The organism is Psychrobacter sp. CX97, assembly GCF_057396285.1.
Genome location: NZ_JBXYJE010000002.1, coordinates 217,049 through 238,077, shown reverse-complemented (window position 1 = coordinate 238,077; position 21,029 = coordinate 217,049). Strand labels below are relative to the sequence as shown.

Below are 21,029 nucleotides of genomic sequence, written 5' to 3'. Positions count from 1 at the left end.
TCCTGATTATGCGATTAGATGTCTAGTTCTTGAGGCTGCTGGGCGGCGTGTGGATGCTCTGTACCAGCGTATAGCTTCAATTTCTTGATAGTAGCATAACCAAGAGGGCCTTTAGGTAACATCCCTTTGACAGCTTTTAAAAGAACTTCTTCTGGCTTATGAGCAATTAACTTAGTAAAGTTAGTCTCTTTAATACCGCCAGGATAACCACTATGACGATAGTATTTTTTATCCTGCGCTTTTTTACCGGTTACAGTAACCTTATCAGCATTGATAACTACGATATAATCGCCTGTATCAACATGAGGAGTAAAAGAAGGCTTATGCTTACCACGGAGGCGAGAAGCAATTTGAGTGGCAAGACGACCTAAAGTTTTACCTTCAGCATCTACGATATACCAGTCGTGAGTAACCTCAGCGGGCTTTGCACTTTGTGTTTTCATGATTAAACCTTAAGTTATCGAGTGAAACAGCCGTCATTGATATTATGAAAGATACTGATCACGTCTGTTTCACTTTTGTTGAGAGTGTTAGGGGAAACGGGGCTCTCAAAAAACAGACGCACATTGTATGCATTCCTGACGAAAAAAGCAATAGGCTATTATAAATAGAAGCAGATATTTATTGGCGCTTTACCCTAGGTTAAATCTATTTAGCTTTGGGCTTTTTTGCTTAAATCAATTTTTAGTAAAGTTGCAAATACTTGCCCTATTTTGCACTGTTTAATCACACTGTATGAGTATGATAGTTGCTGCAAAGTTTGAGTAATGGGTCGTTTGTCTTCTATATAAAAAAAAGTCTTTTCATTCACTATTTGCTCGCTGATTAACCCCTCAATCATTGGTACCCAGAGATTTAGGTCGTAAGGCGGATCGACAAATACAATATGATAGTGGAGAGGTTCAGGGTTTTTCTGCTCAATGTTTTGATTGCTACAAACGTTATCATTTGGATCTACTTTTTTAGTTGTCAAGCTAGTGCTTAACCTCCCTGTTAAAGTAGGTATGATATTCATGGCGTTAGCATTATAAACAGTGGCTTGATGTTTATTTAGCTTAAACTTTTCTGCTGTCTGGCTAATTAAAGCGGCTTGACTTGGTTGTAATTCAATAAAGGTGGCATGAGCCGCACCGCGAGATAATGCTTCAAGTCCTAAAACACCGCTACCCGCACAAAGATCTAAGACATTAGCGTCAAAAAGTTCGAATTGTATCCAGTTAAATAGCGTCTCTCTAAGTCTGTCAGGTGTGGGGCGAAGTCCATCAGCATCTATAAAAGGCACAAGCTGGCGTTTATAGCGTCCACCAATAATGCGTACACGGCTGAGAGAGGGCTCTTTTTTTAAGCGTGCAGAGCTGTTACCAGAAGTTTTTTTGGTTGTTAAGTACTGGCTATGGCGACTCATAAGACCCTATCATCAATTATGCTTATAGTTTAAGTGTTTGTTTTGAATTTTTGTTCTTCAATTAAGCGACTGTTCTGTATCTATATCCGCTTCCTCTAAAGTATCTAATGCGGCCTTTTGAGCGGCCTTCTCTGCTCTGATTGCTTCAAGTTCTTCAGGGGTAGGGGGTAATAAAGGGTTTTTAGGGCGGCGTAGTACCCAATAATCAAATAAAGCACGACCAATTGGCGCTGCTGTTTTACTGCCGCCACCGCCATTCTCAACCAATATGGCCAGTGCAATCTGTGGGTTGTCAACTGGTGCAAACCCTGTAAACCAAGCATGATCCCAGTGGCGTTTATCGAGTTGGCTTTTATTGTAGCTTTTGCCCTGAGCAATAGACTTAACCTGTGCTGTACCAGTTTTGCCTGCAATTCGATAAGTTGGGGTATAAATGCCTCGGGCGGTTCCTCGTTTCACAGTTTGTTCCATTGCACTTGTCATCTTCAACCAATCAGAACGATCACCATTAAATTCAATGTGACCAGTTGGTTTATCTATTGGTTGCACAAAGGCTGCCCCTTCAGAGCTTTTAAGCAGGTGTGGGGTTATTTTTTGACCGAGACTGGCCGTTATGGCCGTGGCATTAGCGACTTGTAATGGTGTTGCTAAAAAGTATCCTTGACCAATGCTGACTGAAATAGTATCTCCTGGTAGCCAGTTTTTATCATACGTTTCTTTTTTCCATTGGGGTGAGGGCATGACGCCAGTTTTCTCACTGGGTAAGTCAATACCTGTCTTGCTGCCAAAACCAAACCGTACCATCCAATCATGCAGGCGCTGAATACCCAATTGATAAGACAATTTATAGTAGTAGGTATCTACAGACATTACTATAGATTTGGTCAGGTTCACTGTGCCGTGTCCACCGCGTTTCCAATCTCTGAAGCGGTGATTGTCTCCTGGTAAGGTAAAGTAACCAGGATCATAGATGGTATCGTTCCAATTCATGACGCCATAATGAATACCAGCTAGACCTTCGAAGGGTTTGATAGTAGACGCGGGAGGATACATACCTTGCAATGCACGGTTATAGAGCGGTTGATCTGGATCATCTCTTAAGTTGCCATAATCTTTGAAGGATATACCAGAGATAAATGGGTTTGGATCAAAACTTGGATTGCTGACAAAAGCTAATACATCGCCATTTTGAGGATCTATGGCAATGATAGCACCACGGCGACCATCTAATTGCTCCTGAGCTACTTTTTGCAATCCGTAATCTAAGCTTAAATAGATATCATTACCAGGAATTGGTGGAGAACTTTCAAGCTCTCTTAAAACATCGCCATGCACATTGGTTTCAACCGCCTTATAACCTGGCTTACCCAACAATATATTTTCATACTGCTTCTCGATGCCAATTTTTCCAATGATATCTGTACCCGCATATAAATCTTTATTAATCTGTTTAGATTCTTTATCGTTAATCCGTCCAACGTAGCCAATAGCATGGGCAAAAAGTTCATCATAAGGGTAAAAACGGGTAAATTTACTCTGGATACTGACGCCTTTAAAAAAGGGTTTACGCTCACTAAATTGTGCTACCTGCTCCTCATCCAAATCAATTTTTATGGTAACAGGATCATTTTTGTTTTTATCGATACGCGCCAAAATATCAGTAATCTCCTCATTTGTTAACTTAAAAATAGGCGCGAGTAGCTTTAGAGTACGTTCAGGATCTTTGACATCATCTGGGCTCAACATAGCGGTAAAGACAGATTTATTATCTGCCAATAAATACCCGTTACGGTCATAAATATAACCGCGCGAAGGTGGGTCAGAGATGAGCTTGATACGATTGTTATCAGACTGCATGGTATATTGATCATGCGAGTACACTTGCAAAAACCAGTATCGGGCAAGTAACACCCCTAGACCTAAAAAAATAAATATGGCAGCAAATAAGATTCGATTGCCAAATATCCTGTTTTCCTGGCGGATGTCTTTAGAAATAGGTTGTTTCATTAAAAATTACTTAGCAGGCAAAAGAAAGGGTTACTGCAATAAAGAGACAGATGTTTAAGTCACTATGGCAAAAAAGGCGAAAATGGCATAACAAACCGCATTTTCTTTAGTGAGGTATCTGATCCTTTAATAAGATAGTTAGAACTAATGAGGTAGCTGGTTATTTAGTAATAGATGTAGTGCTTTACTTCTTATCTAGTACAACTTTAGCCATCTTTAATTTTCCATCACTAATTGTAGAATTATATCATATCAATTTTATATAACAGCTTTATATAAGAAGAGGGATATATAACAAGAAATTATATTTACTATTGGCTTAATGTCACTAAATAACCGCTTCTTTTTAACTAGATATGGTAGTTAGTCATATGACTCATTAATAATACATCACTAAGTAAAATATCCATGAATGTGGTAAAATCCTGCTTTCAAATGTACATAGAAAGTAGCCACACAGGTATACATACGGATCAAGCATATGTGCCTATTATAATATAGGCGTATGTGCCTATCATAAATGTATAAATGCGTAAGTGATTTATAGGCGATATAATAATAATGCTGTCCAATTTATGGCAAGTCCTTAGCGATCACCCTGAGTTTCTGGCAATGCTGACAATTCCATTTGTTACCGCATTTGTCACGTGGGCCCATGTGTGGATGGCCTTAAAGATGTTATTTTATCCTATATCCTTTTGGGGTATAAGAATTCCTAGCTTGCCTTTTAATATCCAAGGCTTAGGTTGGCAAGGAATTGTACCTGCTAAAGCAGGTAAGATATCAGGTGTTATTGTTGATCAAACCTTATCAAAGCTTGGTTCACTTGACGAGTTTTTTCAGGCGATGGAACCTGAAGAAATGGCAGACTTCATTACAAAGACTGTTGACTCCAATCTTGAGTTATTGATTGATGAAATAATGAATGAGCGTTCTGCTGTATTATGGACCAACTTACCTTATGCGGTAAAACGTCGTATCTATGCCCATGCGCATGAAGAGATGCCAAGTATCATGAAGTCATTGGTCATTGAGTTAACCAACAATGTTGAAAGTTTGGTTGATATGCGCCAGATGATTGTGCGTACGATGGAGAGCGACCGTCGACTGATGGTTAATATGTTTTTAAAAGTTGGTCAAAAAGAGATTGATTACATTTGGCATATTAGTGCGCTTATCGGATTTATTTTTGGCATTATTCAGATGTTTATATACTTAATCGTACCGCAACATTGGACGGTTCCTTTCTTTGCAGCGATTTGGGGTTTTTTGACCAATTGGATTGCTATCTGGATGGTATTTAATCCAGTAGATCCAAAGCCCGTAAAGTATCTTAAAATTTTTAAGCGTCTTCAAAGTTTCCCATATATAGTACCTGTGCTACCTAGAATAGATACGTATCAATGGCAAGGTGGCTTTATGAAGCGCCAACCTGAAGTATCAGAAGTCTTTGCTGAGATTGTGGTTAAAGACTTGGTAACGCTTGAAAACATCATGCATGAAATGATGTACGGCCCTAAGGCAGCTCAAACTAGGGATTTAATGAAGCAGCATTTGTATGACGTGCTGGAGTCGCCATTGGTCAAGACGACGCTTAGGGTAGGGCTTGGTCGTCGAGAGTTCGGACAGCTCAGAAATACTATTATTGATAAATCTATAGACGCGACCATGATTCCAATTCGCGACCCTCAATTAAATGAAAGCCGAGCCAGCAAAGTTTTTGTCTTATTTAGAGATCGAATCAAAGCCTTATCATCACGAGAGTTTCAAAATTTATTACGACCCGCTTTTCAAGAGGATGAAACCACCCTGATCATTCTAGGGGGGGTAACTGGCTTTCTAGCGGGTTGGTTGCACTTAATTATCGTATTTTATCCTTAACTGAATTGAATAATTGTTCAACACTTATATGAATCAGTTTGTTTCGATATTAATAACAATTTAAGCAAAGTGGCTAGAAGTAGCTAAAGGGCAAGCAAGTATGGTTATCACTGAGCTAGGATATTTTGCATTAATTGCAGCGTTGGTATTGGCCTTATTGCAAATCGTTCTACCAACGGTTGGCATAAATAAAAATGAAATTCATCTACAGCGTCTAGCGCCAAGTCTTTCATGGGCATATTTTATAGCTTTACTCTTCTCATTTATTGCGTTGATGGCAGGCTTTTATTTCAACGATTTTAGTCTTATTTATGTTGCTAAACATTCAAACTCTTTATTGCCTTGGTACTATAAACTCTCTGCAACATGGGGCGGTCACGAAGGGTCGCTATTACTATGGGTTACTATCTTGGCAGGCTGGTCAGCTTTAGTCGCTTGGTTTAGCCGTGGATTGCCATTAGATATGCGAGCGCGTGTTTTAGTGGTCTTAGGCGCCATTCAGTTTATGATGCTGACCATGCTTATTTTTACCTCGTCGCCGTTTGACCGCACCTTACCTAATATGCCAGTCGATGGCGCTGATTTAAATCCATTATTGCAAGACCCTGGATTGATTTTCCATCCGCCTATGCTATATATGGGTTATGTTGGTATGGCAGTACCTTTTGCTTTTTGTATGGCGGCACTATGGGCGGGGCGTTTAGATGCCGTTTGGACCAGATGGTCACGCCCTTGGGCTCTCGCTGCTTGGGCGTTTTTAACGTTAGGTATTGCATTAGGCTCATGGTGGGCATATTACGAATTAGGTTGGGGCGGCTGGTGGTTTTGGGATCCTGTTGAAAACGCTTCACTGATGCCTTGGTTGGCCTGTACGGCTTTGATTCACTCTATGGCAGTGACCGAAAAACGGGGTGTTTTTAAAGCATGGACGATAATGCTCGCAATATTTGCCTTTGCACTGAGTTTGCTAGGTACTTTTTTGGTTCGTTCTGGCGTAATAACCTCCGTTCATTCATTCGCTGCGGATCCGACCCGAGGCTTAGCCATTCTTGCTATTTTAGGTATAGTAATCGGTACGGGATTAATTGCCTTTGCTCTAAGAGGGTGGCGTCTGACTGTTGAGAGCCACTATGAACTTAAATCACGAGAAACCCTTTTGATAATTAATAACATCGTGATTTTAGTCGCCACACTCGTAGTATTGTTAGGTACGCTTTACCCTATTATTGCTGACTCTTTTAATTTAGGTCAGGTGTCCGTAGGTCCTCCATATTTCAATGCTTTATTTGTCCCTTTGACATGGTTGTTATTGTTGGTCATGGGGATGGGTTCTAATATACGTTGGAAACGAGATAAGCGCCCTTTTTTGGGTATTGCAACTGGGCTGTTTGTGAGTTGCCTATTGTTGGCTGGGATCATTACCTATTTGGTTACAAAAAGCGCGGAAGTCCAAATCATTATCACTGGTTTCTTGTGCTTATGGGTGTTGGCTTGGATGACTTTTGATGTAAAAGATAAAACCCGCAATGTGCCAAATTTACGCATGGGATTGAGACGCCTCAAACCAAGCTATTGGGGCATGCAAGTGGCGCATTTGGGTGTTCTAATTGTTGCGTTAGGAATTGGTGTTACCAGTACTATGAGCATTGAGACTGATGTGGCAATGAATGTGGGTGATACTAAAACAGTTGGTGGTTACGAATTTACCTTGTCAGCATTTGATGAGGTGCGGGGGCAAAATTATGACGCTGTTCAGGCTGAAATAAAAGTAACTAAAAACGATACACTAGTGACGACTTTGTATCCACAAAAGCGTAATTATGTGGTTAGTCAAATGCCAATGACAGAAGCGGGTATTAATACAACCTTCTTTCGTGATCTCTATGTGGCACTAGGAGAACCGATTAATGATAACGATCCAAACAGTAACTGGGCAGTGCGTATATATGTTAAACCAATGATAAGTTGGCTGTGGATTGGTGCAATTGTCATGGCTTTGGGGAGTTTGCTAAGCCTGAGTGACAAACGCTATCGTTTAAAAAGATAGAAGCTACCCTGATAACCCATAAGTTATTTAGTGCTATAAATTAATTTCTAAAACTTAATAATATTTTGGCTATTAGATTGTTTGCCACTTGATCATTTGGCACTTGATCATTTGGCACTTAATTATCTGGCACTTAATGATGATGTTATCTGCCTTGAACGGGTTAGACAAATACCTTGATACTATAAATAAATGAGCATGTAGACCAGTAGAGTGACTATTAATTTGATGGCTTGATCTGATAGCTAGACAGGCAGTTAGCGGCATAAACAATTAGGCAAATAAACAAACATACCGCTCAGCAAGTAGAGGTTTTGTTGATTAGGATGTAATGACCTCAATATTGATAGTATTAATGATGCATTAAAAGGAAAATGGCATGACAGCTCCGATCGTAGAAAAGTCAACCATAAAAACATGGTTTCTTATTCCATTAATTGTGTTTATTGGCTTAATCGTTATGTTGTTTTTTAGATTAGGTAAGCCAACGGATATTGTTGTGGATAATGCCCTTAATAGACCTGTGCCTACGTTTGAATTGCCACTGCTTTCCGATATGTCAAAAAAAGTTAGCAATAATCAACTACCCAGTCATCCCTATCTCATTAACGTCTGGGGATCGTGGTGTCCAACGTGTATTGTAGAACATCCATTCTTGCTTGAATTAGACAAGCAAGGTGTTGATATTGTAGGGGTAAATTATCAAGATGAAGTTGAGAATGCTCTCGCTTATTTGCGAAGAATGAGTGATCCTTTTGTTTTTTCTGTTCATGACTACACAGGGTCTCTTGCAATAGATTTAGGGTTAACGGGCGCACCAGAAACTTTTGTGGTTGATTCACAAGATAACATTCGTCAACATATTGTTGGCGAAATTAATGAGAAAAACTGGAATGAGCGTGTGAAGCCATGTATGACGCTTCTTGAAGAGTTGGGCAATGACGATATTGATTTAAATAAATCAGAAACGACGGCAAGAATTGCTGAGGTATGTAAATGATCTTATCGAACCTTATACCTCTAAAAACTTTTAAGCAGTGGTTTTTAGTGACGCTAATAGCATTGATTTTTACAGTTACTCTTGGCTTATTTACCAGTACTGCTTATGCGGCGATTGATGTTTATGAATTCGACACTCCGCAGCAAGAGACGCAATACAGATCATTAATTGAAGAGTTTCGCTGCCCAAAATGCCAAAACCAGAATTTAGCAGGTTCAGACTCACTGATCTCAAAAGATTTAAAGCGAAAGACTTATGAGATGGTCATGGAAGGAAAGTCAGATGCTCAAATTCGTGACTATATGTATGAACGTTATGGCGACTTTATTAGCTATAAGCCACCCGTACGGCCAACGACGTGGATATTGTGGTTTTTCCCTCCTTTAATTCTAGTGACTTTGATAGGTTGGTGGTTATGGCGAAATAGCCATAATGACAGGTCAAAATATAAAGTAAGCCATGGCACCGAGTCTGCTGCATCAAGCATAGATAATGTGATAGACAGTAGTAATAACAGTAATAGTGAGATTGTTGAATCAGGACTGTCTACTGAGGAATCTGCTTCTCTAGAAGCACTCTTAAAACAGCATGGTTCTATAAGTAATAAAAATAGTGATATACCAAAATAAAATTAAGTGTCATATTTTTTATATCATAAGGGTCGACGAGAAGGGTCGACGAGTTGAACACGCCAATTCTTTCGCTATACAACGCTAAATATAAAGAATCACTTAAGGTTTTAAGGTGCTACCAATCATCTTGCTATTCATAGTCGTAGGCTTTATAGCATTTTTATTTATCAGCTATGTCTTGACGCCGCTTAACATTATTTGTTGATATCTCAACTGAAAGGAGTTAAATCATGCCAACGATAACGATTTTTATCGCCCTGGCAATCATTCTAGCAATTGCGTTTGCTTATGTCATAGTGCTGCCTTGGTTTAGAGAATATAATTCAGCAGGTAATAAAAAAGATAATAAACTGATTGCCTTGAATGTCGAGGTATTTCAAGATCGTATCACTGAGTTACAAGCTGACTATGAAAGTGGGCAGATGAGTAAAAGTGCTTTTATAACTCAAAAAACTGAGCTTGAGCGACAGTTATTACAAGCTAGTGCTTTTGATAATACGCCATCATCTAATTCTATAACAACTGAGCAACTATCCGAATCCGACAGAATATCTAAAAATGAACCTAATGGTATATCTGACAAACACTTAAATGAAGATCAACTAAACGACGCTCATAGCTATTACAAATTTAATGGCAATAAAAAAGCCTGTACGATCGTATTAATTTGCGTTCCTCTATTAATAGGACTTATCTATATATTAGCTGAAGATAGAACACCTGTTAGAGATCTGTGGAATGCGCAAGATAACGTTGGCGAAGTGGCAGATGACTTATTGACAGGAAAAATTGAAACCCCGCCCGAATGGGCAACCAAAGATAATGTAGCACTTTTAAATGCCATTCAAACTAATGTCCATCATCATGCCCATGACGCCCAACGCTGGATGCGATTATCAGACATTTATCTGGCGTTTAAAGCAGATAACCAAGCCTTAGAGGCGATATCGCGGGCTTATAGAATTAAGCCTTCAGATGAAACGATAGCCGTCAGATATGCGCAAACTCAATTTTTTGTGAATGGCGGCATGTTGAGTGCTGATGGATTAAGCGCGCTACAACATGTACTTAAGCAAAACCCTGAGCATCAAGGCGCTCAGATGCTTATGGTAATGGGCGAAGCACGCAGGGGGAACTATGACAATGCTCAAGCGTGGATTAATAGATTGCGTGATGGGATTATGTCAAAAGAAGGTGACCATTCACAAGCGATACAAAGCCTTGATGAGTTAAGCCAAAATATTCAGGCGCAGCAGCAAGCAAGTTTATCTGCAGACCCGCAAACGTTGCAAACGGATCAACAAAGCGCAACAGTCATAAGCAATTTAAATGCATCTGTAAAAATAAACAGTAGCTTGATTCCTCTAATCGAAACAGGTGATACGCTATTTGTCACCATACAAGAAGAAACTGGCGGTGCACCTCTGGCGGTAAAGCGCCTCCCTGCAAATCAGGCTTTAGCCGCTAAAGACCATACTCTAAAAGTCAATTTATCAGATAATGATGCGATGATGCCAACCCATACAATTTCAACGGCAATAAACGCGAATAAAAAGCTAGTGGCAACAGCTCGCATCAGTAAATCTGGTCAAGCAATGAGCGAATCTGGCGATTTACGTTCTGACAGAGTGCCCCTTCAATATACAGAAGGGGATAACTTGGACAATATAAATATCGTTATAGAAATTAACCAGCAACTGCCATAATATCTATTTATCAGTTTATTCAACCTTAGCCAATAGCTGTCAAGTTGCTGATGGTCACATTTAATTTTTAATATAACTTGAGCTTTTAAAGATCTCAAGGTAAGGTAACAAAGTTTCAAAACTAGACGATATGAATTGCAATAAAGCACCTTTTGCAAATATCAATGTGGATATTTGTTGTTATAATTTAATCATGATTATTTTGTTATTTAAGTGATATTGATTATAGACATCTTCCACATAATGTTATTTGCTCATACTCACTTAACTAGAGGATTTAATTTATGATGCGTATTATATTGCTAGGACCACCAGGGGCAGGCAAGGGCACTCAAGCTCAGTTTATCTCTAAAGAGTTTGATATTCCGCAAATCTCAACGGGTGATATGCTTCGAGCAGCTATCAAAGAAGGTACTGATCTAGGTAAACAAGCACAAAGCATCATGAAAGCAGGGGGGTTGGTATCAGATGACTTGATCATAAATCTGGTAAAAGAGCGTATATCAAAGCCCGACTGTGCTAATGGTTGTATTTTTGATGGTTTTCCGCGTACTATCCCTCAAGCTGAGGCTTTAGTGGATGCGGGGGTTGCTATTGACCATGTGGTAGAGATTAGTGTTCCTGATGATGAAATTGTTTCTCGTTTATCAGGTCGTCGTCAACATCCAGATTCTGGTCGAGTGTATCATGTGATTTATAACCCCCCTAAGCAAGAGGGTATTGATGATGTGACAGGTGAGCCTTTAGTTCAGCGTGAGGATGACAAAGAAGAAACCATTCGTGATCGCTTATCAACCTACCATAAACAGACCTCTACATTGGTTGGCTTTTATCAAGAAAAAGCCAAAAAAGATGCTGATGCTGCTAAGTATCATAAGTTTGACGGTACGGAAGACATCGAGGTTGTTAAACAAAAAATATTAAGTGCTTTAAAAGGATGATTTCAAACCCAAAAGTGGGACGTGTGACAAAAGTTGGTTCGAGAACGGCTTATAAATCCGTTTAGTCTTCTATAAGTTGGCTATGGACGTATTGCTTGCTGGTAGTGATTGTTTTTTATTGTGGGTTTGTATAGATTGATTGCTTAAGTTGGTTGCTACTAATCATTGAGTCAAATCTTCATACCTAAACATGTCTGATAATAAAAATCTTCAACACATACTGTTTAAAAAGCATTATTTACAAAATACAGGTTATAAAATGACCTCAGAAGCCAATAAAAAACCCGCTAAATTAGCGGGTTTTTTATTATTAAATGATAGGCTTTATTTAGGTACTTAAGGTTAACTCAAGAGATGCTAGGAATTAGGCATTGCCTTCAGCAGCGGCTTGTTGCTGACTTTGCGCATAAGCTTGATCAAAGTTAACAGGTGCTAATAGCAACTGTGGGAAGCTACCACGAGTTACGATATCGCTAATGACTTCTCGGGCATAAGGGAACAATACATTTGGGCAATACGCACCAAGAATTTGACCAACCTGTTCTTCAGGAATGTCTTTTAATAGGAAAATGCCACCTTGATGGACTTCTGCGATAAATGCAGGTGCACCGTCATTTTGAGCATTGACAGTAACCGTAAGCACAACTTGATAATGATCTTCATCAAGCTTTTCAGCGTTAGTAGAAAGGTTAATGTCTAATTCAGGCTTCCATTCTTTAGTAAAAACATCAGCCCCCGGTACTTCAAGAGACATATCTTTGACATAAATACGTTCTAAAGCAAGTTGTGGTTGTGCTGCTTGTTCAGCCATTATAAGGCTCCTTTATTTATTGTTTAATTGTATTAAAATAATTAACTATGGCTTGTAAGATTAGCCATTTAGCATTTGGTCAAGTTTACCATCTTGGTTCAGCTGGTCTAGCTCGCTAAAACCACCAATGAATGTATCACCTATAAATATTTGTGGCACAGTGCGATAGTTATTTGTTTTTTTCATCAACGCCATACGTTCTTCGGAGCTAATATCATGCATGCCGATTTCGGTAAATTCGATACCCTTAGAGTTCAATAAATGTTTGGCACTTGAACAATAGGGGCAAATTGGCGTGCTGTATAGTGTAACAGGTACAGTCATAATTTATCCTTGAGGTTAGGTCGATAGACAATGTGGTACTTTATGCTTGCCTTGCATCAAATAGAACCATACTTAGTACATTAGGTTACATTGCACCGTATAGTAGCTGTATGTAGCTGTATAATAAAACTTTGTCTATAAAATAACTTTATTAATGTTTAAAAAATATTTGTAAATAATACAGGTTTAGCGAGCTTTAGCTTTGCCATTAACCGTCTTACCTTTTGGCTTTGCTGTCGCACCTACCAATGGCATACCTGCAGCTTGCCATCCGCCAATACCGCCTTCTAGACGAAATACGTTTGGTTTACCAATCATCTGAACGGCAGCACCTGCCTGAATACCCATGTCACAGACAATGACAATAGGTTCTTCTATAGCACGAATTTCTTCTAGACTATCTTTAAACTGGGTAAAAGGAATGTTACGGCTACCTTGAATATACCCTGTATTAAATTTTTTCTTTGCACGAATATCAATAATTTGTGCGTTCTGAGTATTGACCAAAGTGCCTAAAGAGTTAGGTGCAATTTTCTTGCCACTGCGCTTGTTCTCAACAGCAAAAAACAACAAAATAAGTACTGCTAAAATTCCAAACAAGAATGGGTGATTGCCCATAAATTCAAGCATACGATCTAGTGACAAAATGTTTCTCCAATAATGCATTTAGGGAACATGACTTAATGGCTCTTATTATAACGTGATAAGTTGCAGATTGCATTAGACATCCCATGTGAAATTAATCCACTTTGAAGCAATTAATTAGAAGTGTCACTTTGATGTGACACTATAGTTTCCTACTACAACGTCCCTCTATAAAAAGCTGTTAAGGTGCTGTCTTAGTAGGTGGGGGTATCTGCTTCCTCTTGCAGGGTAACTAAGCTCTCAACGCGTCGTTGCTTCACTTTACCCTCGGCGACAGCCTTCCATAATGCGCAGCCTTTACTGTTATAAGTATGTTTGCAGTCTCTAAATTGGCAGTCTCCCGCTATAGGATCAAGCTCCACAAAGCCTGCTAAAATGTTATCAGGGGTTAGGTGCCATATGCCATATTCACGTATGCCAGGTGTATCAACAATACCGCCTTGGGTCAAGTCACTTGGGTTAAAGGGTAGTAAACGACTGGTCGTGGTGGTGTGTTGACCAAGTTTTGAGTTGACTGAAATCGTGTTGACATTTTGATCAGATTCGGGAAGTAACGCATTGACTAAAGTGCTTTTTCCAACACCAGATTGGCCAGCAAAAATCACTAACTTGTCAGCTATTTTCTGTTTTAAATCATCTAGTCCGAGCTTGTTAGCCACTTGTTGTGAGGGAATAGTATTTTGTTGTGAGGGAATAGTATTTGAAATAAAAGTATTTTCTGGACAGGGTGCGGAGGTTAGAACAGTCTCATAACCCAACGCCTCATATTCCTCTAATAACGACTTTGTAAATGCATACTCTGGTAGAGACAGTAAGTCTGCCTTATTAAGAACCAGAAGAGGTTTGACGTGAGCGTGATGACAAACGACTAGGTATCTATCAATTAAGCTAGGTGCAGCAGCGGGTAGGGCCGCAAAAACAATAGCTAAAATATCGACATTAGCGGCAACGGGCTTTAGTCTATGATAACGATCTGGTCTTGAAACTAATGAGGTTCGTTCTTTTACAGATTCAATGCGTCCAAATCCCGTATTAGGATCAGCCACCCATCGTACTTGATCGCCAGTTGCGAGCATTGGTAAATTAGTTCGCGCATGACAACGCCAAATATCGCCAAGTTGTATGGCTTGCCAAAAAGGTTCAGGTTCGCCCTCACTAATCTTAGGACGCTCAGGTATCTTGGCTGGTAAAGAGGTCACTTGAACCTCTAGCTGTTTACCATAATGTGCCATAACCACTCCATCCATCAAACCATCATCAATGGAGTCTTGCTGAGCAGTTTGCTGCTTGTCGATGCGTCTTAATTGTTGTTTGGTCAGTTTGCGTTGTCTAATCAAAGCCATAAAATAGTTGTGTCCGTGATGTAATGTATCATATTGTTTGTCATTTTAGGGCATGTCTTCATTGACAGTCATTTAAATCATATGGGTTAAAAACAACTAAATGTCCGCTAAACTTTATCTAATTTTTAACCAATAGGCTTATAGCTACTTTGAAACCATTCCTGTTTGACGATAATATATTTTATTTTTTACCTTTTTATTTTTTACCTTATAGTTTAAATGAGGATAATAAATTAAAAGAGGATACCCCTAATCTGTGGCATTTGCCATTAACACGCAATCGAGCAAGGTTATATTACGCTAAATTCAACTCTAATCTAAAAGGCTAGATTTGAAAAAATGGTTAGTTAATAGTTGGTTGGGTCAATGCAAGTTGCTTATAAAGCTTGTTAAATAATAAAACCAATCGTGTCACTTGTTTACTTTGTCACTATAACTTTTTTTAGAGGTAAAAGGCGTTTTGTTAGCTCTTAAATCCATAATTTAACGTAAGAATCGGCATGTTTTTTTAAAATATTGAAGCTAACGGGTTTAAATTTGTTAACATAGGGCTTAATTGACCTTTTCGTTCTAGTTGGGGGCTATTTTAACGCTTATACCAAAGGTAGAAGGGTAGTTTGATCAACTGTATAGCTCTCTATATCGAGCTATATCGAGCTCTATATTCCATAACTGCCTATATTATACCTCTCGATATGAATCGCTATACGATAACGCTCTATTTTTAACTTATTCATTAAGATTGAAGGTTTAAGATTTATAGTCTCTTTAAATGATATTATTGCCAATTTTATTAAATGTAAGATTTAGGATAACTTATGAGTAATACCGATCATCCCAATAAGATTAAGATTAAGAATGAGGGTAAAAAAGGGCTGGTATGGATCGATTTAGAAATGACTGGTCTTGATACTAAGACAGATGACATTATTGAGATTGCGACTATCGTTACCGATGAAAATTTAAACGTGCTGGCTGAAGGGCCTGTATTTGCTATTAAGGTACCAGACCAAAAGCTGAATGCAATGGATGATTGGAATACTAAACAACATGGGCAATCAGGATTAATAGATCGTGTTCGCCGTAGTGCTGTTACATTAGAAGAAGCCGAGCGTGAGACCATTACCTTTTTAAATAAATGGGTTGATGCGGGTAAGTCCCCAATGTGTGGCAACTCTATATGCCAAGACCGCCGCTTTTTAGCGCGTCAGATGCCTGAGCTTGAGCGTTTTTTCCATTATCGTAATTTAGATGTGTCCTCTATCAAAGAGCTTTGTTACCGCTGGCGTCCAGATGTACTTAAAGGGGTCACTAAAACAGGTAGCCACTTAGCTATGGATGATATCCGCGATTCAATCCGTGAGTTAAAGCACTATCGTGATCATTTTTTCAGACTTCTGGATTAAGGTTAGGTTGAGTCGCTATTCCTCACAAACTATTACCTTTAATTAAAGCTAAATATTAATGCTGGAAGCTGATTAAATTAAAACTTTCGGCATTTTTAATGGGATTATCAACTTGAATACGATTTTTAACTATTTTTTCAGCTGTTTGAGCCTCTGAGTTTTCTGGTTGTATTGTGACACCAATAATTGCTTCTACCTTCTCATAAGAACTACCAGGTTTAATAACTCGCCAATCCCCTAACACATAACGTTGCTTAAGTTTATGATTTACTGACAGTTCATGCATATTTGGCCGATGTGTATGACCGTGTAGCAAGGCATCAACGTTTTGTAAAGCCTTAGTCACGGCTAACTCATTGACATCCATAATATACTCTGCTTTTTTTGACTTACCTTTGGCACTGTGTTGCCGAATATTTTCGGCTATTTTTTGGCGGTTATGTAGAGATTTTCTCATTAAAAACCACTGAATAAATGGGTTGCGTATTATTTTTCTAAAGCGCTGATAAGCTTTATCGTCGGTACATAGTGCATCACCATGCTCAAGTCGGAACGTACGTTGGCCTACTTGGATGTTGTAAGGCTCGGCTATCAGTTTACCCTTAAATATATCGCAAAACTTTCGTCCTAATACAAAGTCACGATTTCCGTGCATGACAAATATTTGGCAGGTATTATTACTTAAAGTAGTTAACTTCTCTAGGAATGGCGTAATCCAGTGGTGTTCTTTCTGAGTGTGACTCAGTGATAAATAAGCATCATCTCCGATCCAAGCATCAAACCAATCGCCTAATATATACAACTCTTGTAGGTTGGGTAGGGTAGCTAAATCATTTAATAATGCCAAAAAAGCCTGCACTAAGGCAGGCTCATCAGTAGATAAATGTAAATCACTAATAAAAACCCGGCGAATACTGTGCGGCTGGTTAGTTATTAGATGGCCGTAATCTAACACGGCGCTTTGATTTATTAACATAGTCACTTATTCGCTAACTATTTATTCGCTAATAATTTTAGCAGAGTTAATGACGACAGCTTCTTTAGGGACATCAGCATGCATACCAAAACGGCCAGTTGGCACCCCTTCAATTTTTTTCACAACATCCATGCCGCTTGTCACTTTACCGAAGACAGTGTAACCCCAACCTTGCATGTTTTTTGCAGAGTGATTTAAGAAATCATTGTCTTTAACATTGATAAAGAACTGACTCGTTGCAGAGTTTGGATCTTGTGTACGTGCCATTGCAATGGTACCTTCGTCATTTTTTAGGCCATTGTCTGCTTCAATTTCAACAGGTGCACGTGTAGGTTTTTCATTCATCTCAGCGTCCATACCGCCACCTTGCACCATAAATCCAGGTATGACACGGTGGAAAATAGTGCCATTATAATGACCAGCATTGACATATTCTACAAAGTTAGCAACTGTTTTTGGCGCTGCTTCTGCGTTTAGCTCAATTACGATCTCGCCCATTGATGTCTCTAATTGTACTACTGGCGTATCAGTCATTGTTGTTTCCTCTGTTTTAGGTTTTGAATTGATATGGGTAGTCGGAGTAGTGTCCGTATTCGCACAACCCATAAAAAAGATTGGCAGTATCAAACTTGTATAGCCAAATGCTTTAAGTGTGCTCACTTGTTATCTCACTTTTTTAATAATGGGAGAAGACAGGATTCATAAATACAATGTTCATAAATACAATGTTAATAAATACAAAGCTATGAAGTTAGGCGATAGTCTAACGTCTTTTTTTTAGCTTGTCATGTGTCTAGCTGTTACAGCGTTTAGCAAACCTGATAGAATGGCATCATATTATGATGTTAACTAGATATTATTTGTCGGTTTGTGATTAGGTTTTGTTCTTATGGTTTACGATCAGTCGAGAGCCAATCTTTGATCAACCGTGGGTCAGTACTGATTTGCGGATATCCAGTACCCTGTTAACTTGATAGCTAAGGCAACAACCCTAATGTATAACCGATGACTTATAAGTGCAAAGACTGATTTATTTGAAGATTTAACTTTTGACGCTTTAAAACAGGAGCTGTAAATTAATGAGCAAGACAAACGATAATACTAATGGCAATGTTAGCACCAATATAAATAATGACAAAAAAAACGATTTTATTCGTCATATTATTCGCGAAGATGTTGCCCAACATAAATATGAAAAAATCATCACTCGTTTTCCGCCGGAGCCAAACGGCTATTTGCATTTAGGTCATGTAAAATCCATCTGCTTAAATTTTGGCATTGCCGAAGAGTTTGGCGGTGTGTGTAATTTACGTTTTGATGACACCAATCCGACTGCTGAAAAACAAGATTATATCGATAGTATTCAAAGAGATGTAGAATGGCTAGGCTTCGAGTGGGCTGGTAAGCCACATCATGCTTCTGGTTACTTTGATCAGCTATATGATTGGGCCATTCAGCTCATAAAACAGGGCGATGCGTATGTAGACTTGCAAACACCAGAGCAAATAAAAGAAAATCGTGGTTCATTTAATGAGCCAGGTAAACCATCGCCCCAACGTGATGCAAGCGTTGAGGAAAACCTTCAGCTTTTTGACGATATGAAAAATGGAAAATTCGCTGAGAGTAAAGCGGTATTGCGCGCTAAGATTGATATGGCTAGCCCAAACATGAATATGCGAGATCCTGTGATATATCGTGTCATGCATCAACACCATCATCAAACAGGCGACAAATGGTGTATTTATCCCATGTACGATTATGCCCACCCCTTATCCGATGCCATAGAAGGTATTACACATTCAATTTGTACGCTAGAATTTGAAGATCATCGACCTTTTTATGATTGGGCTGTTGAGAAAATTGGAGAAAAGGGGGGAATTGGCTATCCTCCCCATCAATACGAATTTAGCCGTCTCAATGTTGATCATACGATGACCAGTAAACGCAAGCTAAAACAATTGGTTGATGAAGGCGTTGTCAGTGGTTGGGATGACCCCCGTATGCCAACCGTGGCTGGTATGCGCCGCCGTGGTTATACTCCCGAAGGTCTACGTGATTTTTGTGACCGTGTTGGGGTCACTAAATCAGACAGCGTTGTTGATTTTCGTCTATTAGAATTTAGCATTCGTCAGTCATTAGAAAATACCACAGCCCGAGGCATGGCAGTGCTTAAGCCGCTCAAAGTAACTATTACTAATTTTGAGGAAGCAGTTAGCGAGTGGGAAAGTTTAAAAGCAGACAGTGTGACCGGCCGCTGGGATGAGACCAATAAAGCACTGTGGCTGACTCAGCCTAAACACCCCAATATCGATATGGGCGAGCGTGAAATTCCATTTACCAAAACCATTTATATTGATAAAGACGACTATGAGCTTGATCCGCCGAAAGGCTATAAGCGTTTGTCGCCTGAAAAGACAGAAATACGTTTGCGCAATACCTATTGTTTAGCCGTAAGTGAGCATATACTTGATGAGGCCGGCAATGTGGTTGAGCTTAAAGCCACGATTGATAAAACAACACTCGGCAAAAACCCTGAAGACCGTAAAGTAAAAGGGGTTATTCATTGGGTATCGGCAACCCAAGGTGTACCAGCCACTGTGCGCATTTATGAGCAACTATTTAACGTGGAAGATCCTGCTAATGCGGATGACTTACATGAAGTGCTTAATCCAAACTCACTCACAGTGCTAAAGGCGGTTATTGAACCTGCTCTTGCAAATTCAGAAGCTGAAAGCCGCTTTCAATTTGAGCGAGAAGGTTATTTTGTGGCTGACAGTGTGGAGCATACAAAAGAAACCCCTGTCTTTAATCAGATTGTGAGTTTAAGAGACAGTTTTAAGCCAGTTTAGGATGGTTTATAGTATTTTAAATGTCTATTATAATTAGATTTTGCAACTAACCCATTTCAACAGTATAGAGGTGCGTTAGTTTCAATGCTTAATCATTAATAATTAATTATTAATGGTTTATGGCAGTATTGGTTATATTTTGATGATGGATGTGATTACCTTATTAGCTTTTTATTTAATTATTTAACGGCTGTTTTATTTAACGTGCAGTTGCGAGTTATTCAGCTGCTAGTTAAGGCTCATACAGCCCTTAGTTAGCGACTTACCTGCTTGCTAATAATTACTTGCTAATAATTATCTGCCAATAATACTTACAAATAAAAACGTACCCTAAAGACAAGTTTTTTTTAGTTAAAAACTAAATTGATAATCGTGTATTTTATTGAAGTCCTACCAAAAAACAGGAAGTCCCATGCGATTAAATTGCTATCAATGTAAAACAGATACTTTAGAACCCGCACTGCTTGATGGTAGCCTGGAAGCGTTAAAATGTATAACCTGTAATGGTGTACATGTTTATCTATCGGCCTATCGAGAGTGGTTAGAGGCTCAGACCTTAAACAACAGCAATAACTTAAGAGCAGAAGGCTCTGAAGTAGCGGATAACTTCGATTTTACCGAAGTTGAAAACACCGATGGTGCTTTGATTTGTCAAGGCTGCGGCAAATACACCCTAAAATATTTGATAGACAATGAGCATGAGAATACCATAAATGTTTGCCATAGCTGTTATGACATATGGCTAGATCGTGGTGAGTGGCAGCTGCTTAAGTATCTAAAAATGCAGAATGAATTGACCGAAGTGATAAGCGACCCTTGGCAAAAGCGTTTGAAAGCTGAGGAAAGAGAGAATAACTTTAAACTGTTATATCAACAAAAACTAGGTAATGATTTTGCTAAAGCAGAAGAGTTTGCCCAGTGGTTAGTCACACGTTCAAATAAAAACGAGATACTGCATTATCTAAAAGAACGAAAACTATAAATCTGACAACACATCTGAAAAAAACTAACTGTATCAAACTCGTTAAACCTAATATTTATAGTATTTACAAGCGT

The 21,029-nt window shown here is 39.0% G+C and carries 18 protein-coding genes; 9 read left to right on the top strand and 9 right to left on the bottom strand.

From position 1 onward, the window contains the following. Positions 1 to 14: 14 nt before the first annotated feature. From rplM to mrdA, 3 genes are all read right to left on the bottom strand, one after another. Positions 15 to 443: a 50S ribosomal protein L13 gene (gene rplM, locus AC2SLL_RS02420; RefSeq protein ID WP_486530078.1), complete on the bottom strand. Its 429-nt coding sequence runs from the start codon at positions 441 to 443 to the stop codon at positions 15 to 17. Positions 444 to 652: 209 nt separating this feature from the next. Next, the gene (locus AC2SLL_RS02415) at positions 653 to 1,405 is read right to left on the bottom strand and encodes an RsmD family RNA methyltransferase (protein WP_486530077.1); all 753 of its coding nucleotides are present in this window, start codon (positions 1,403 to 1,405) and stop codon (positions 653 to 655) included. A gap of 57 nt (positions 1,406 to 1,462) precedes the next feature. Further along, positions 1,463 to 3,412 (bottom strand): penicillin-binding protein 2, encoded by a 1,950-nt coding sequence (gene mrdA / locus AC2SLL_RS02410; RefSeq protein ID WP_486530076.1) that lies wholly within the window; start codon positions 3,410 to 3,412, stop codon positions 1,463 to 1,465. A 561-nt stretch (positions 3,413 to 3,973) separates the two neighbouring features. On the opposite strand from mrdA, the gene AC2SLL_RS02405 reads away from it, so the two are divergent. The 6 genes from AC2SLL_RS02405 (at position 3,974) to adk (ending at position 11,619) form a co-directional block, all read left to right on the top strand. After that, positions 3,974 to 5,293: a hypothetical protein gene (locus AC2SLL_RS02405; protein ID WP_486530075.1), complete on the top strand. Its 1,320-nt coding sequence runs from the start codon at positions 3,974 to 3,976 to the stop codon at positions 5,291 to 5,293. A gap of 100 nt (positions 5,294 to 5,393) precedes the next feature. Next, entirely contained in the window at positions 5,394 to 7,340 is a 1,947-nt protein-coding gene (locus AC2SLL_RS02400; RefSeq protein WP_486530074.1) for a heme lyase CcmF/NrfE family subunit, read from the top strand. A gap of 379 nt (positions 7,341 to 7,719) precedes the next feature. Beyond that, positions 7,720 to 8,340 (top strand): DsbE family thiol:disulfide interchange protein, encoded by a 621-nt coding sequence (locus AC2SLL_RS02395; protein ID WP_486530073.1) that lies wholly within the window; start codon positions 7,720 to 7,722, stop codon positions 8,338 to 8,340. A gap of 47 nt (positions 8,341 to 8,387) precedes the next feature. Next, positions 8,388 to 8,969: a cytochrome c-type biogenesis protein gene (locus AC2SLL_RS02390; protein WP_486530184.1), complete on the top strand. Its 582-nt coding sequence runs from the start codon at positions 8,388 to 8,390 to the stop codon at positions 8,967 to 8,969. A gap of 233 nt (positions 8,970 to 9,202) precedes the next feature. After that, positions 9,203 to 10,678 (top strand): c-type cytochrome biogenesis protein CcmI, encoded by a 1,476-nt coding sequence (gene ccmI / locus AC2SLL_RS02385; RefSeq protein WP_486530072.1) that lies wholly within the window; start codon positions 9,203 to 9,205, stop codon positions 10,676 to 10,678. 287 nt (positions 10,679 to 10,965) lie between these two features. Beyond that, positions 10,966 to 11,619 (top strand): adenylate kinase, encoded by a 654-nt coding sequence (gene adk / locus AC2SLL_RS02380; RefSeq protein ID WP_486530183.1) that lies wholly within the window; start codon positions 10,966 to 10,968, stop codon positions 11,617 to 11,619. Positions 11,620 to 11,983: 364 nt separating this feature from the next. Here adk and secB read toward each other — a convergent pair whose 3' ends face one another. The 4 genes from secB to rsgA form a co-directional block, all read right to left on the bottom strand. After that, the gene (gene secB / locus AC2SLL_RS02375; RefSeq protein WP_486530182.1) at positions 11,984 to 12,433 is read right to left on the bottom strand and encodes a protein-export chaperone SecB; all 450 of its coding nucleotides are present in this window, start codon (positions 12,431 to 12,433) and stop codon (positions 11,984 to 11,986) included. 57 nt (positions 12,434 to 12,490) lie between these two features. Further along, on the bottom strand, positions 12,491 to 12,754 hold the full coding sequence (gene grxC, locus AC2SLL_RS02370) for a glutaredoxin 3 (RefSeq protein ID WP_486530071.1): 264 nt from the start codon (positions 12,752 to 12,754) through the stop codon (positions 12,491 to 12,493). Positions 12,755 to 12,940: 186 nt separating this feature from the next. Then, complete coding sequence (locus tag AC2SLL_RS02365; protein ID WP_486530181.1) at positions 12,941 to 13,384, bottom strand: rhodanese-like domain-containing protein; 444 nt, start codon at positions 13,382 to 13,384, stop codon at positions 12,941 to 12,943. Positions 13,385 to 13,593: 209 nt separating this feature from the next. Then, complete coding sequence (gene rsgA, locus AC2SLL_RS02360; protein ID WP_486530070.1) at positions 13,594 to 14,742, bottom strand: ribosome small subunit-dependent GTPase A; 1,149 nt, start codon at positions 14,740 to 14,742, stop codon at positions 13,594 to 13,596. Between the two features lie 818 nt (positions 14,743 to 15,560). Here rsgA and orn point away from each other — a divergent pair. Continuing rightward, a complete protein-coding gene (orn, locus tag AC2SLL_RS02355; RefSeq protein ID WP_486530069.1) occupies positions 15,561 to 16,148 on the top strand; it encodes an oligoribonuclease in 588 nt (195 codons plus the stop codon). 55 nt (positions 16,149 to 16,203) lie between these two features. On the opposite strand, the gene AC2SLL_RS02350 is transcribed toward orn, so the two are convergent. Then, positions 16,204 to 17,124: a UDP-2,3-diacylglucosamine diphosphatase gene (locus AC2SLL_RS02350; RefSeq protein WP_486530068.1), complete on the bottom strand. Its 921-nt coding sequence runs from the start codon at positions 17,122 to 17,124 to the stop codon at positions 16,204 to 16,206. A gap of 21 nt (positions 17,125 to 17,145) precedes the next feature. Further along, complete coding sequence (locus AC2SLL_RS02345) at positions 17,146 to 17,658, bottom strand: peptidylprolyl isomerase (protein ID WP_486530180.1); 513 nt, start codon at positions 17,656 to 17,658, stop codon at positions 17,146 to 17,148. A gap of 545 nt (positions 17,659 to 18,203) precedes the next feature. Here AC2SLL_RS02345 and AC2SLL_RS02340 point away from each other — a divergent pair. Together AC2SLL_RS02340 and AC2SLL_RS02335 are read left to right on the top strand one after the other, a co-directional pair. Then, positions 18,204 to 19,973: a glutamine--tRNA ligase/YqeY domain fusion protein gene (locus tag AC2SLL_RS02340; protein WP_486530067.1), complete on the top strand. Its 1,770-nt coding sequence runs from the start codon at positions 18,204 to 18,206 to the stop codon at positions 19,971 to 19,973. A gap of 412 nt (positions 19,974 to 20,385) precedes the next feature. Then, positions 20,386 to 20,955, top strand: coding sequence for a TFIIB-type zinc ribbon-containing protein (locus AC2SLL_RS02335; protein WP_486530066.1), 570 nt, complete (start codon positions 20,386 to 20,388; stop codon positions 20,953 to 20,955). The last annotated feature ends 74 nt before the right edge of the window (positions 20,956 to 21,029 follow it).